The 14,743-nt window shown below is 55.7% G+C and carries 13 protein-coding genes; 8 read left to right on the top strand and 5 right to left on the bottom strand.

The annotated features are described in order from the left end of the window. Positions 1-62: 62 nt before the first annotated feature. Positions 63-2,534 (bottom strand): TonB-dependent receptor domain-containing protein, encoded by a 2,472-nt coding sequence (locus tag CSC3H3_RS02135; RefSeq protein ID WP_101283409.1) that lies wholly within the window; start codon positions 2,532-2,534, stop codon positions 63-65. Between the two features lie 391 nt (positions 2,535-2,925). Then, positions 2,926-3,597, bottom strand: coding sequence for a glutathione S-transferase family protein (locus tag CSC3H3_RS02130; protein WP_101283407.1), 672 nt, complete (start codon positions 3,595-3,597; stop codon positions 2,926-2,928). A 321-nt stretch (positions 3,598-3,918) separates the two neighbouring features. Here CSC3H3_RS02130 and CSC3H3_RS02125 point away from each other — a divergent pair, with 321 nt between their 5' ends. After that, positions 3,919-4,830: a LysR family transcriptional regulator gene (locus tag CSC3H3_RS02125; protein WP_101283405.1), complete on the top strand. Its 912-nt coding sequence runs from the start codon at positions 3,919-3,921 to the stop codon at positions 4,828-4,830. Between the two features lie 32 nt (positions 4,831-4,862). Here the strand turns inward: CSC3H3_RS02125 and CSC3H3_RS02120 are convergent, their stop codons facing one another. The 3 genes from CSC3H3_RS02120 to CSC3H3_RS02110 form a co-directional block, all read right to left on the bottom strand. Continuing rightward, positions 4,863-5,816 (bottom strand): FecR family protein, encoded by a 954-nt coding sequence (locus CSC3H3_RS02120; RefSeq protein WP_101283403.1) that lies wholly within the window; start codon positions 5,814-5,816, stop codon positions 4,863-4,865. A gap of 69 nt (positions 5,817-5,885) precedes the next feature. Then, positions 5,886-6,434: an RNA polymerase sigma factor gene (locus CSC3H3_RS02115; protein WP_157831806.1), complete on the bottom strand. Its 549-nt coding sequence runs from the start codon at positions 6,432-6,434 to the stop codon at positions 5,886-5,888. 250 nt (positions 6,435-6,684) lie between these two features. Then, positions 6,685-6,981: a hypothetical protein gene (locus CSC3H3_RS02110; RefSeq protein ID WP_101283399.1), complete on the bottom strand. Its 297-nt coding sequence runs from the start codon at positions 6,979-6,981 to the stop codon at positions 6,685-6,687. 206 nt (positions 6,982-7,187) lie between these two features. On the opposite strand from CSC3H3_RS02110, the gene ccoG reads away from it, so the two are divergent. The 7 genes from ccoG to panC all read left to right on the top strand — a co-directional run bounded on the left by ccoG (position 7,188) and on the right by panC (position 14,438). Continuing rightward, on the top strand, positions 7,188-8,645 hold the full coding sequence (gene ccoG / locus CSC3H3_RS02105) for a cytochrome c oxidase accessory protein CcoG (protein WP_245881236.1): 1,458 nt from the start codon (positions 7,188-7,190) through the stop codon (positions 8,643-8,645). A 29-nt stretch (positions 8,646-8,674) separates the two neighbouring features. Then, positions 8,675-9,196: a FixH family protein gene (locus CSC3H3_RS02100; RefSeq protein WP_101270133.1), complete on the top strand. Its 522-nt coding sequence runs from the start codon at positions 8,675-8,677 to the stop codon at positions 9,194-9,196. Beyond that, positions 9,193-11,559 carry a heavy metal translocating P-type ATPase gene (locus tag CSC3H3_RS02095; RefSeq protein ID WP_101283395.1) on the top strand — a complete coding sequence of 789 codons (2,367 nt, stop codon included), beginning with the start codon at positions 9,193-9,195 and terminating at the stop codon, positions 11,557-11,559. Before CSC3H3_RS02100 ends, CSC3H3_RS02095 begins: the two co-directional genes overlap by 4 nt. Continuing rightward, complete coding sequence (gene ccoS, locus CSC3H3_RS02090; RefSeq protein ID WP_101270130.1) at positions 11,556-11,735, top strand: cbb3-type cytochrome oxidase assembly protein CcoS; 180 nt, start codon at positions 11,556-11,558, stop codon at positions 11,733-11,735. The genes CSC3H3_RS02095 and ccoS overlap by 4 nt, the downstream gene beginning before the upstream one ends. 91 nt (positions 11,736-11,826) lie before the next feature. Then, positions 11,827-12,525 carry a cyclic nucleotide-binding domain-containing protein gene (locus CSC3H3_RS02085; RefSeq protein ID WP_101270128.1) on the top strand — a complete coding sequence of 233 codons (699 nt, stop codon included), beginning with the start codon at positions 11,827-11,829 and terminating at the stop codon, positions 12,523-12,525. 178 nt (positions 12,526-12,703) lie between these two features. After that, positions 12,704-13,552: a 3-methyl-2-oxobutanoate hydroxymethyltransferase gene (gene panB, locus CSC3H3_RS02080; protein ID WP_101270127.1), complete on the top strand. Its 849-nt coding sequence runs from the start codon at positions 12,704-12,706 to the stop codon at positions 13,550-13,552. A gap of 19 nt (positions 13,553-13,571) precedes the next feature. Then, positions 13,572-14,438: a pantoate--beta-alanine ligase gene (panC, locus tag CSC3H3_RS02075; RefSeq protein ID WP_101283393.1), complete on the top strand. Its 867-nt coding sequence runs from the start codon at positions 13,572-13,574 to the stop codon at positions 14,436-14,438. The last annotated feature ends 305 nt before the right edge of the window (positions 14,439-14,743 follow it).

Genomic DNA, 14,743 nt, shown 5'->3' with positions numbered 1-14,743 from the left:
CGGTCTTTTTTTATGCCTGCTTTACGAACGTCAGCGTTGGTTAGCGTTCGGCAGCGCGCCCCTTACAGCTTGTAGCTAAGCGAGAATTTGAAATTCCGCCCCTTGCCCGGGAAAACGCCCAGATAGGGCACATAGTTTTTATCAAACAGGTTCTGGACAGTGAAGTTTGCCTCGGCCCCGGCAAAGGCCCCGTCATCGGGTGTCCAGCTTACAAACAGGTCATGCAGGGCATAACCGGCACTGGCGGGATAGGGTGAATAGGGGAAAACGTCATCATCGGGAATGTCTGTTTTGCGTTTGACAAACTTGCCCTTCCAACCCAGCGACAGGTCATAGGCGGCAACCTTGTAGCCCAGTGTTGTCACCAGTTTCATGGGCGCAACATCATAAACCGGCTGGTCGGCACCATTGATGTCACGAAGCGAGCCATTATGCTGGCCTTCCATCAGCGAATATGTCGCCCCGCCAAACACATTGGGGCTGTCATAGTAAAATTCCGCCTCGATCCCCTGGGTGTAATAGCCCGTCAGGTTGGCATAAGACGGGGCATTGTCACCATAAAGTGCGACATTGGGGCTGCCAAACAGCACCTGGATATTATCATCCACATCATTGCGAAACAGCGACAGACGGGTATGGGTCACGTCGCTTTCCTGCAGCACATTTTCAAACCGTGTGGCAAAACCGATGCGCTTTGAATTAACCCGTTCGACCGTCAACTGGTTGGATGTCGCACGTGTGCTGCCAACGGTATAAATTTCGTCCACCAGCGGCGCGCGCAGCTTATAGGCCCAGTCACCAAACAGGCTGTAATTCGGGTTGATCTGGTAAAACGCATTCACCGACGGCGAAAAACCGCTATAGCGTTCTTCGCCGTAATCATGCCCAACGGCAGGATTGTTATATTTGCTGGCGGCATTGGCAACACCACGTGTCACCACGTAATCATAGCGCAGACCCGGCGTCAGTTCGAAACCATTGCCAAAATCGATATTATATTCGCCCCAGCCCGAATAGGTCGCCTGATCGCCTGAAGGAATGTTATAGGGTTGCAGATGGCCATAATTGCCACTGGCGCTGTTGCGCTGGCTGTAATCATAGGCCCAACTGTCGCGGTCCTGGAACTTGTACTGCACACCATAGGTAAAGCTGTTATCAAGTCCAAACAGGCTGTAATCGGACTGGTTATAAAGGTCGGCGGTGTAGGTATCATAGGTCAGCCAGTTCATGTTGCCGCCCAGCCCCAAACTGACAAACATATCCTGAATCAGGCGGGCATCGCGCTGGCTGGTGCGCGACCAGCTGACCTTGGCAGTTGTATTGATCAGGTCACTATCAGGATTATAATTATATTCCCCCGAAAGCGAGCGGTCGCTGGTTTCACGGTCCACGGTTGATCGTGCCAATGCCAGGTCATACCCATGAACCCCAATCAGATAATCACTGGGGATAATCTGCCCGCGTTTGGCAGCAAAGGGGGCAAGCCGATCGCTTTGCGACATGGCACCGGCAATTTCGATGAAATGGTCATTCCGGTCGATGCTGCCTTTGAAATGACCGCTATAAAGCGTGCCTGATGACAGATTAAGCCGCTGCCCGTCGCTGGTGCGGAATTTGTTGTTATCACGCCGTGTTCCCGACACCAGAAGCTGAATACCCGCATCCTGGTCGCGGCCATAAACAGCGGTTGTTTCGGTATTTTCATTGCCATTGGTGGCATAACCAAATTTGGTAAAAGCACCAAAATCCTGACCATCGCGCAGCATATCGGCGGCTGATTTGGTCGTCAGCTCCACCGTGCCACCAAATGCACCATAGGATCGCGGTGAAAAGGCACCTTTATGCACATCGATCCGTTTGACCAGTTCGGGTTCGATAAAGACCGTACCCTGACGGTATTTCTCGAAATCCTTCTGCGCCCCATCAAGCAGGATTTTCACATCTTCCTGATCGCCAAAACCCCAAATATTCAGCGACTGGCCCTGGGGCCGCGCCGTGCCATTCATATCAACGGCGGGCAAATCATCCATCAATTCGGGAACGGTGGTTGCCTGGGTCCGTTCGATCAGCTTGCTGTCAACCGATGACACGCCAGCATTAAAGCGGTTGATATGGTCGGCAACCACAATAACAGGGTCAAGTTTTTGCACCTCGCCCGGCTGGTTTGATAACACCCGGCCTGCCGGTTTGGCGGGTAGCACAATGATGCTGCCATTCCCCAATTGATAACCCATGCCGCTTTGCCCCAGCAAACGCGAAAGGGCCTGATCCAGGCTATACCGGCCAACAAGCGGCCCCACCTGCTGGCTGCCATTTACCCCGTCCCCCAGGGCAACGGTGCGGTCCACCTGCTGGGACAACAGATCAATCGCTGAAACAAGGTCGGTGCGGGGAATGTTGAATTGCAGGGCGCTATCGGCTGCCAGCACTGGTTTCTGCTGGGCAAAGGCGGATACAGAAACGGCAGGGATCAGGGCCGTCCCCAACAGCAATACCCATTTGAACGAAGAACCCGATGGCAAGGGTGAAGTCATATTCTGGTGTCCTAAACTATCTGACGGCAGAGAAATAAATCCGGCTTGATAGTAAGGACGCAGAAACAACTGACTGCCCGACAAAGAAAATGAAAATTATTCGCAATTAGTTTTGAGAAGACCGGAAAACAGCCCAAACACGCTGGATTTCCGCGATTTAGGCATTCCCGCCCCTGCTGTCCGCCACCGCCCAGTACTGGCAACGATGCCTGCGGACGAAGGTTACACGATATTTCAGGGGAATTTTCCAAGGGCAAGGATAAGGTATTCGCGCGAATAACCTGCTGTACCGGCATCACCCAATCTGCCAGCCCGCCCTCACACATGCACCAAATGCGGGTGCCGGTCCCCTCTCCGCAGCGGAGCGACAACCAGCCACCGCAAAACCGTGCTACAGGGTTACACCCACGCTGCGCAGGAAGGTTTCCATGCGTTCATCGACCTCGGCTTTTGTCTCGGCCCAGGCCGGGATGGTACGCAAAAGATTGTTATGCCAGGCCATCAGGTGCGGATAATCCCCAAATGGAAATTTGGCCCGGTTAATTTGTGAAAACGGCGCTGCAATATCGATATCGGCAAAGGTCAGCGCATCGCCAACCATGAAATTCCGGCCTTCAAGATGCTGGTTCAGAACCTTCGCCGCCCCGTGAATCCGGTCTTCGGCATATTTAAGCACGGCTTCATCCTCGGGCTGGCCCATGACCGGCTTTGCAACACGTTCGCCAAAAATGGTGGTGGTAAAGGTGCGCCATTGCTCGCCCGACCAGAACATCCATTGCAAGACCTGAAAACGTTCTTTCGCTGTCCTGCCCACCAGCGGTGAATCTGCTTTGCTGGCAAGATAAAGGTTAATGGCCGATGCCTCCCATAAAATGGTGTCTTCGTCCTCCAGTACCGGTGTCAAACCGTGGGGATTAAGACGTGCCTTGAAGGCATCGGTCTGGCTTTCGCCTTTGAACAGGTCAATTTTGACGCGTTCAATATCAATGCCCATGATCTTTGCTGCAGTGGTCACACGGCGCAGGCTGCCCGAGCCCGCGTCACCGTAAATCCTGATCGCCATAATGCTACCTTTCAAATCAAAGCCCGTGACTGGGCGCTGCCACGGCTATATATCCATTCACATACCGAATGAAATTGACGCATTTATAATACCATCTATTCTATTTCAGAATTTAAGATGATGGTTCAAGCAGCCATCCATACCGCAAGATGCAGGGCCAAAACGCGGCAGCATGGCACGCCAAAGCATTGGGGAGGGCACGCGCAGGCCTGGCACCTTCAGATGGCCCTGCCTTTCCCCGCCCAATAGCCAAAGGTTTGGTCACGCATATGAAAACCGGAAAAGTAAATGACCGGGTAAGCAGAAACTGGAAGGTGGACAATGGATAAGCTGGATGCCATGCGAATGTTCGTGCGCGTTGTTGAAAGCGGCAGTTTTTCGCAGGCAGCACGTGACCTGAATATCAGCCAGCCAACCGTCAGCAAGCAATTGGCCGCCCTTGAGGCCCGGCTTGGAATCCAGCTTTTGCAACGCAATTCGCGGGTGCTGGCCGTTACGCCCGCCGGGCAGGATTATTACGAAGCCACCCTTGGTATTTTGCAGGATATCGACCTGATTGAAGAAAGGGTAACCGAGGGGCAATCCGCCCCGGCCGGATTGATCCGCGTATCGGTTTCCCCGGCATTCGGACGCATGTTTATCATTCCCAAACTGGCAGAATTCCGCGACCGTTTCCCTGATGTTGCGATTGAAATGGAGGTATCGGGCCGGCATGTGGACCTGATCGAGGAAGGCGTTGACGTTGCCATTCGCATCGGGCGGCTGTCAGATTCAGCCCTGATCGCCCGCCATATTGGCGACATGCGCATGATCACGCTGGCATCCCGCAGTTATCTTGCCCGGCACGGCACCCCGCAAAACCTTGATGAACTGGGCCAGCATCACTGCATCAGCTATGTTTATAAAGGTGACATTATGGGCTGGGGTTTTCTGGTGAATGGCGAGCAAACCACCTTTGATGCCAAGGGGGCCTTTCGCACCAATGATGCCGAACATGTGCGCGGCGCGGTGCTTGCCGGTTTGGGAATTGCCCATCATGCCAGTTGGCTTTTCACCCGCGAACTGGCAAGTGGCGAGGTGACACGCATCCTTGATGCCTATGCACCACTGCCCTACCCGATCAATGCGGTAACAAGTGCCGGGCGGCGCATGCCATCACGCGTGCGGCATTTCATTGACTTTCTGGCTGCCATTTGCGCCGGGCAGCCGGAACTGAAAATCGCAGATGACTGACGCACAAACGGCAAGGCACGCAGGCAGGGCACCTAATAAACCAGCGTCAAATTACCCGTTACCGGCTGAATGGTGATCGGGGCCAGTTTGGCCAGTACGGCAATGGTTTGATCTGCGCGTGTCAGGTTAAACCGCCCGGTGATCCTTTTTTGTCCCTGATACAGGGGCGAAAGCACAAAACGGTGCCCGCTATGGCGTGAAATACCATCCAGCACATCGGCAAGCGGGGCATTGCGAAAACTTTGCCAGCCCTTGCGAATTTCCAGTGCGTTTGCCAGCGGCACTGTGGTTTGCAGGGCATCGTGCCCGGCACCAAGCCACAGGCGGTCGCCCGGTTTCAATTCATAATTGCGGCCATCCCCGGCATTGCCATGCACCCCAACAATGCCTTCCAGAACCGACGTTTCAACATCATTCCCAATGATGGAAACAGCAAATTTGGTGCCCACAACCCGCACCGTTGCCTGGTCAGTAATCACCTGCATCGGCCGTTGCCGGTCCTTGGCGGCCGAAATAACGATACTGCCATGGGCAAGGCGGATGTTGCGAAATTGATCATTAAAGGCAATGTCATAATCACTTCCCGGTGCAACCGAAGCAACCGAGCCATCGGCCAGATCAATTTCCTGCCAGGCGGCATCACGCGGAATAACCGCCACCGCAGATAAAGCCGCAACCAGCGCAAAACCCGCACCGGCAAGGGTCATCCCCAACCGGTGCAGCGGATTGATCCGCCGTGCCGGTTTGTGGCGCAGGTGGCGCAGGTCTTGCCGCCGGGATGATTTGGTCCGCAAGGGCGATGCCATGCGGCTTTGCTGATAGGCAAGGCTGATGCGATCAAATGTTTCACGGTTGCCCGGTGCGGCGTCACACCATTGGGCAAAGGCCGCAAAATTTTCAGCCGCGCGGGCATCGTCGGCCATCACATGCCACCAGTCACGCGCCGCCTGTTCCTGTTCGGCTTTGTTCTGATCGGGCCCGGCCATCACAAGATATCCAAATTGCACATCGATTGGGGAATGCTCGCCACTGCTTTCAGGTTTGAATTCATAATCCTAACTGTCCTTGTCGGGAAAATAACGCCTTTTTCCAACATCTTGCCTGCGCAATATCTCGCGCAGGTCACTCAGGGCACGCTGAATATGTTTTTCAATTCCCTTTTTGGTCAGGCCGGTGGCACTGGAAATAGCGGCATAGCTCATGCCCTGAAACCGGCGCATGCGAAAAATACGCGCCCGTTTGTCGGGCAGTTCCGCCATTGCCGCCATCACCCGGCCCAATGCCTGGCGATGTTCAAGCCGCTGTTCAGGGGATGGGGACTGATCGGATACTTTTGCCAGCATGGTTTCAAACCCGCTGCCGTCTTCGGCCCACTGGCGCGTTTGCTGCCGACGGCCATGATCACGGATCAGGTTGATCAAAATGGTGGCTAACAGGGCATCGGGTTTTTCCACCTCGCCCCAATCCAGTTGCATGGCGCGGGCGAAACATTCCTGCACGAAATCTTCGGCGTCGGTATGCGAACCGCACCGCTGATAGGCCAGCGCCAGCAGCGCCTTGCGGCGCTTTGAAAACAGATGATGCAACGGATCGTGTGCAGGCATGCCTGGGCTTGCGAAACCAACGGTGAAAAACAGGATGGACGCCGTTGGTAGCAACTTTACCCGCCCATCGCAATGTAAATAATAATCATTATCATTTATGCTATCGTTACGGATATATCCTGCACCGGTCCTGCACCGCGCTTCCTATACCATCCCGATTGCGAATCTGAATTGCGGGCGACTCATTTCACGGCTGATTGCAAATGCCCTGCATTTCGAGGCTGATTTGTATGCATATTGTACGGCAAAATCACCCCTTTCCGGCATCAAAAATCCCCCGTTTTTCGCGGCTTTCAGTGATCCTTTTCGCAAAAAAATTATAAAATTTAAAAGCCATCCACACAGCCAAATCACGTTGCCCGGTTTTCAAACCCGGCTTTTTATTACGTTTTTTGAATATAAAAATGAGGCACATCAAGCACTTGCCTGCCACCTCCCCCGCCCGACCGCGTTTTGACGAATGATTTTTCGCCGTTTCTTGCGGCCATGCGCAAAGCGCCGCGCAAGCCATGATGGCCGAAAATTGATTTGTGTCATGGAACAGCAAGACCAGTTTCCAATATTTTGCCTGCGGGATTTGAATTATCCCAAGTCTGTCTGGCCGAGCGTGCCGACCCGGCAGAACCCCGCAGAAAACCGGCTGGCAGGTTGCCCCACAACCCGCATGAGAGAGCAGCCGGACTGTATCGCACGGCGAATGGTCAGGTCCCGATCATGGAATTGTCTCGTACTCAATCATCAGATCCGCAAAAGATGACGCCGCAAAACGACGATGCGCCGCTTGAGGACGACATCCCCCTTTATAAGGACCGCGAGAAGGTCTATCCGAAACGCGTTTCCGGCCATTTCCGGAACCTGAAATGGTTTGCCCTGATCACGCTGCTGGCGGTTTACTGGGTTGTGCCCTGGCTGCGCTGGGACCGTGGGCCTTCGGCCCCGCATCAGGCAGTTCTGATCGATATGGACCTGGGCCGTGCCTATTTCTTCTTTATCGAAATCTGGCCGCAGGAAGTTTATTACATCACCGGCATCCTGATCATGGCTGCCATTGGCCTGTTCCTGGCGACATCGCTTTTTGGTCGTATCTGGTGCGGTTATGCCTGCCCGCAAACCGTATGGACCGACCTGTTCATGCTGGTCGAACGCCACATCCAGGGCGACCGCAACGCCCGCATGCGCCTGGACAAAGCCCCCTGGAGCCTTGAAAAGGTCTGGAAAATCGGGGCGACACACCTGGCCTGGGTCGGAATTTCGCTTCTGACCGGTGGTGCCTTTGTGCTGTATTTCAACGACGCGCCGACCGTGGTGGTTGATATTTTCACCGGTCAGGCCAGCATGTCGGTTTACATCACCATGGCCTTCCTGACCTTTTCAACCTACCTGCTGGCGGGTTGGGCGCGTGAACAGGTTTGCACCTATATGTGCCCGTGGCCGCGTTTCCAGTCTGCCATGCTTGATGATGAATCCATGATCGTTACCTACGAATCATGGCGCGGCGAACCGCGCGGGCCGATCAAACGCAAAAACCTGGTGCGCGGCGAAGTCCCCGAAGTCGGCCACTGCATTGACTGCCGCGCCTGTGTGAATGTCTGCCCGACCGGCATTGATATCCGCCATGGCCTGCAGCTTGAATGCATCGGCTGTGGTCTTTGCATCGATGCCTGTAACGAAATGATGGAAAAGGTCGAATTCCCGCGTGATCTGATCCGGTTTGACTCTGTCCAGAATTCGCAACTGCGCGCACATGGCCAGGCCACCAAGGTTCGCATTGTCCGCCCGCGCACCATTTTCTACACCCTCATTCTGGCACTGGTTGGCGCGGTCATGCTGTTTGGCCTGCTGAACCGCACGACCATGGAAGTCAATGTCCTGCGCGACCGCAACCCGCTATTTGTGCCGCTTTCCAGTGGGGATGTGCGCAATGGCTATACGCTGAAAGTTTTGAACAAACAGCAAAGCCAGCAGACCTATATCCTTGATCTTTCGGGTGTAAATGCCACCGACTTCCAGATTATCGGCCAGAAGCCAAAAGCCGATGGCAAGTTTGCACTGACCGTTGCACCGGACCAGGTTGGGAGCTATCGGGTTTTCATTGCAGCAGATCCTTCAAGCCTGCAAAGTGATGCCACACCGATTGACTTCATTGTCACCAACACTGATTCGGGCGTTTCCGAAACCCACGACACCATCTTTGCCGGTCCGAAAAAATAACGGACCGGCCCGCCAGAAGGGCCCTCGAAATGACCACAACAACCACTCAAAACTCGATCCCGGCTTCTACGGGCCCGCGCAAATCGGACCGGTTGATTCCCTGGTATTTCGTTGGCGGTTTCGCCATCATGCTGTTTGCCAATGTCTGCCTGATCGTATTTTCCCAGACCAGTTGGGTCGGGCTTGTCAGCGATCATGCCTTTGAAGATGGCAACAATTACAACGAAGCCATCGCCGATGCCAAAGCCCAGTCCGATCTGGGCTGGCGCACCAAGGTCAGCGTTGAAGGCATCATCAACAACGAAGCCACCATCACCGTTCTGTTCCGTGACAAGGCCCAGCAGCCGATTTCAGGCGCAAAGATGGAAGCGGTGCTGATGCGTAACGACCGTGACGACGTTGATGAAAAAATCATGCTGAACGAAGTCAGCCCCGGCGAATATCGCACGCGTGCTAGCGTCCCGGTTTATGGCAACTGGAAACTGCGTATCGTTGCCCATGCACAGAACCACGACTATCAGGTCGTCGAGGACGTACTGATTAAACAATGAACGCCATTACCGCCTGCCGCCATTGTGGCGAGCCGGTAACAGCCAGCTCGCCGGCAGGACCCGACTTTTGCTGCCATGGCTGCGAAGGTGCCTATGCCCTGATCAATGATCTGGGCCTTCAGTCCTATTATGCGCGGCGCAGTGTTGATCCCAATATCCGCGCGCTAAAACCCGAGGAAGAAGGGCTTGGCGCGTTTGATTTCACCGATCTTGTCAGCACGGGCCAGGATGGCCTGTGCCGCCTTGATATGATGATTGACGGGCTGCATTGCGCGGCCTGCGTCTGGCTGATTGAAAGCATTTTGCAAAAACAGCCCAGCGTCAGCCATGCGCGCGTCAATATGACAACCCGCCGCCTGCATCTGGAATGGCAGGGTGATACGGCCGATATCACGCACCTGATCGCCCCGGTTTTCCAGATGGGTTACCGCCTGATCCCCTATGACCCGGCAACCCTTGAACGCGCCACCGACCAGCGCAACCGCGAACTACTGCGCTGCCTTGCCGTGGCGGGCTTTGCCGCAGGCAATGTGATGCTGTTATCGGTGTCGATATGGGCGGGATATATCCAGGGGATGGGCGAATTTACCCGCGACCTGTTTCACTGGCTTTCCGCCCTGATTGCGGTGCCCGCCGTGGCCTATGCCGGGCGGCCATTTTTCCGCTCAGCCCTGGGGGCATTGCGCCACGGGCGCGTGAATATGGATGTGCCCATCACGCTGGCTGTTTTGCTGGCCCTAGGCATGAGCCTGTTTGAAACCATGCGCGGGGCCGAACACGCCTATTTTGATTCCGCCATTACGCTTTTGTTCTTTTTGCTGATTGGCCGGTATCTGGATGGCCGCGCCCGCAGCCAGGCGCGATCCGCCGCCGAACATATGCTGACATTGCGTGCCCGCTCCATCACCGTGATTGCCGAGGATGGCACCCGCAAATTGCTGGCCCCGGAAAAGGCAATACCGGGCATGGTGGTGCTGGTGGCGGCCGGTGAACGGGTTGGCATTGACGGGGATATCATCGATGGCCAGTCCGATATTGATACCAGCGTGATTAGCGGCGAAAGCCTGCCAAGCCCGGTTACAGTGGGCAGCCGCGTTTTTGCCGGCACCATGAACCTCTCAGCCGCGATCCGGGTTAAAATTACCGCGACAGGGGATTCAACCTTGCTCGCCGAAATCGTCCGGCTGATGGAAAATGCCGAACAGGGCCGCGCCAAATATGTTGCACTGGCGGACCGGGTTGCACGTGCCTATGCCCCGGTGGTCCATAGCCTGGCGGCCATCACATTCATCGGCTGGTGGCTGCTTGCCGGGGCCAACTGGCAGGACGCCCTGATGAATGCAATTGCCGTTCTGATTGTCACCTGCCCCTGTGCTCTTGCCCTTGCGGTGCCGGTTGTTCAGGTGCTGGCAACCGGGCGGCTGTTAAAGGCGGGTATTCTGGTCAAATCGGCAACGGCGCTGGAACGGTTAACCAAAATTGACGGTGTTATTTTCGATAAAACCGGCACCCTGACCACCGGCCGCCCCGAACTTGTCAGCACACCGGATGCGAACTCGCTGAAGCTTGCTGCATCAATGGCGGCAAACAGTTCCCACCCGCTGTCAAAGGCGCTGGTGCGCGCGGTTGGCGACACGGTTGTTGCCGCCCGCGTGCGCGAACATCCCGGTCAGGGCCTGTCCATGATGGGGCCAACCGGTGAAATCCGGCTGGGCAGCCGCGAATTTTGCGGTGCCAACCATGCGGTAATCCCTGCCAGTGATGTTGCCGGGCCGGAAATGTGGCTGGCCGAACCGGGAAAATCGGCAGTTCGTTTTGGTTTTCGCGACCTGCCCCGCCCCGATGCCGCATCCACCATTGCCAGCCTGCACAGGGCGGGCCTGCCCACGCGCCTGCTTTCGGGGGACCGCGCGGAAAATGTACGCCAGCTTGCCACGGAACTTGAAATCCATGACTGGCAGGCGGGCCTGTCACCGGCACAGAAGGTTGATGTCGTCAAACAGCGCAGCACAAATGGCTATCATGACCTGATGGTGGGTGATGGCATCAATGATGCACCGGCCCTTGCGGCGGCACATGCCTCCATGTCGCCCGCCAGTGCCGCCGAAATCAGCCAGAATGCCGCCGATATCGTTTTTCAGGGTGACAGGCTTGGCGCGGTAATGACGGCACTGGATGTAGCAAAAACCGCAGACCGGCTGGTGCGCCAGAACTTCACATTGTCATTTGCCTATAACATTGTCACCATTCCACTGGCCATTGCCGGGGTGGTTACCCCCCTGATCGCAGCCATCGCGATGTCGACATCCTCGCTGGTTGTCATTGCCAATGCCCTGCGCCTTAACTGGAAGAAAAAGCCATGAGCAATCTGCTGCTTTTAATCCCGATCGCCCTGTTTTTGGGACTGATGGGACTTGCTGCCTTTTTATGGGCATTGAAGTCCGGGCAATTCGACGATATGGATGGTGCCGCAAACCGGATACTGTTTGATGACGACGAAGGCCCTGCTGTAAAAAAGCAAGCAAATTCGAAGCATTAACAATGCATGATTGTCTTGAAACCTTACATGACAATCGTCTAAAGTGATTCCAGTTTGTGCGCGTGAAGATTGTACAGTCTCGGAGAAACAGATGGCGGTTCGTTCCCAGCTTTGTGAGGCCTGTGATATCCGGGACCTTACGTTCTGCTCTGCTTTGCATGGCGAAGAACACACCCGTTTGCGTCAGTTGCTGACCCATGTTCAATATGACAGCCACAGCACCATCTTCCACGAAGCCGAAGACGCCGATTATGTGTTCAATGTCACATCGGGTTCGGTAAAGCTTTACAAGCTGCTGGGCGATGGTCGCCGCCAGATTACCGGTTTCCTTTTTGCCGGTGATTTCCTGGGTCTGGCCCTGAACCAAAGCTATAGCTACACTGCCGAAGCAATTGAGCCGGTCACGGCATGCCGTTTCCCGCGCCAGAAGCTTGAACGCCTGTTTGACGAATTTCCGCGTCTGGAAAAACGCATGCTGGGCATGGCTGTTGACGAACTTGCCGCCGCCCAGGACCAGATGCTGCTTTTGGGCCGTAAAACGGCGAAGGAAAAAGTTGCATCCTTCCTGCTGATGCTGGCCCGCCGCCAGGAACATCGCGGCCTTGATACCGATGCCATCGAAGTCCCGATGAGCCGTTCGGACATTGCCGACTATCTTGGCCTGACGATTGAAACGGTTTCGCGCACTCTGACCCAGTTGCGCAAGGAAGCGACCATCTCGCTTAAGGATAACAAGCATATCGAAGCCATTGGCATGGACATGCTTGAGGATCTGGCCGAAGGCCTTTAACCCGTTAGGATTGCGGGCCTTTCGCGAAATGGCCCGCCAAACGGGATGCTCCCCCGACCAAAGTGCATACGCAACTGCGAAAAAATATTTCGCGCCTGCTGTCATCCTATTGTAAACATGACTGCCCGCCCGGCGAAGACCGGGCTGCACATCCCGGTCACACCGGCGGAGAAACGTCATGAGCACCACCACCAATAAAAAGGGTCGGGTCACGGTTCCCGCCCTGCGCGCCCGCAAGGGTGGCGAGCCTATCGTCTGTCTGACAGCCTATACCACACCAATGGCGCAGCGCCTTGACGCCTATTGCGACCTGCTGCTGGTCGGCGATTCCGTCGGCACGGTTGTCTATGGCATGGATACGACCCTTGCTGTCACCGTTGATATGATGGTCAATCACGGCAAGGCCGTGATGCGTGGCAGCAAACACGCCTGTGTCGTCATTGACCTGCCCTTTGGCAGCTATCAGGAATCAAAGGAACAGGCTTTTCGCACCGCAGCGCATATCATGGCCGAAACCGGCTGTGCGGCCGTCAAGCTTGAAGGTGGCGCCGAACTGGCCGACACCATCGCATTCCTGACCCAGCGCGGCGTGCCCGTGATGGCCCATATCGGCCTGATGCCCCAGCAGGTAAATACCCTGGGTGGTTTCAAATCCCAGGGCCGGGACGATGCCACGGCTGCCCGCGTGCTTGAAGATGCCAAGGCCGTTGCCGCGGCCGGTGCCTTTTCCGTCGTCATCGAAGGCACGGTCGAGGCGGTTGCCCGTACTGTTACCGCCGAAATCGACATTCCGACCATTGGCATTGGTGCCTCGCCTGCCTGTGACGGGCAGGTCCTCGTGACCGAGGATATGCTGGGCCTGTTTTCCGATTTCACGCCAAAATTCGTCAAACGGTATGCCAATCTTGGCGACCTTGTCGAACAGGCAGCGGGCGAATATGCCGCCGAAGTTAAAAACCGCAGCTTCCCGGCTGACGAACATTGCTATGGCATGGCGAAACCCGGCAATTTGCGCGCGGTAAAATAAGACAAGCGAATATCAGAAGATGAACCTGACTACCGTTCACACCGTCGCCGATCTGCGCGCCAGGGTTTCCCGGTGGCGCGCAGAAGGCCTCAAAGTTGCGCTTGTGCCAACCATGGGCGCCCTTCATGAAGGCCATATCAGCCTGACCAAACTGGCCCGTACACAGGCAGACCGGGTGATTGTCAGTGTTTTTGTCAATCCGACCCAGTTTGGCCCGACCGAAGATTTCGCAGCCTACCCGCGCACATTACCGGCTGATCAGAAAATCCTTGATGCTGCCGGGGTCGAGCTGTGCTTTGCCCCCTCGGTCGAGGAAATGTATCCGTCCGGTTTTGCCACCCGCCTGCATATCGATAATCTGACCGACATGCTGTGTGGTGCAGCCCGCCCTGGTCATTTTGACGGTATGGCGCAAATCGTCACCAAGCTTCTGTTGCAGGCCATGCCCGATTACGCCCTGTTTGGCGAAAAGGACTACCAGCAACTGATGGTCATCAAACGGTTTGTCACCGACCTGAATATTCCCGTTTCAATCATTGGTGGCCCCATCCATCGCGAGGCCGATGGCTTGGCGATGTCGTCGCGCAACCGCTATCTCTCGCCGGAAGAACGCGAAACAGCCACCACGCTGTCGCGGGTTCTATCCTCGATCACGGACCGGGCAAGTCGTGGTGATGCGATTGAACCACTGCTTGAAACCGGGCGGCAACAAATTGCATCTGCGGGTTTTTCCCCGATCGACTATCTGGAAATTCGCGATGCCGAAAATCTGGAATTGATGCATGGCGTTATTGACCGCCCGGCGCGGGTTTTTGTTGCTGCGCGCCTGGGCAAAGCCCGGCTGATCGATAATATGGCGATCATTCCGGCAAACAGCGACGCCTGAAGCAATATCCGCACACCAACCTGCCGCGCAGCGGGCAAAGCTGCGCGCAGTTACAAGGCACGGCACGACATCAAAGTGCGACCTGCCCGGCGTAAACCCTTTGCCGCAGCGATCACCCCTGACCGCCCCGGCATGGAATAACAGCCTATTTTCAGGCCGGTTTTTGCCAGGGATGGAAAATGTTTCGGGGCAGAATCAATCCCGCCCCGAAACGCCCGTCCGATTCGATTAAAAAGCGCGGGAACCGGGCCTTTTTCCTTGGTTTGCGCTTGACTCTTGCCCTGTACTCACTTAAACACCCCTCA

Origin of the sequence: Thalassospira marina (genome assembly GCF_002844375.1) — a bacterium.
Taxonomy (GTDB): domain Bacteria; phylum Pseudomonadota; class Alphaproteobacteria; order Rhodospirillales; family Thalassospiraceae; genus Thalassospira; species Thalassospira marina.
This window is presented reverse-complemented; position numbering and strand designations above follow the sequence as displayed.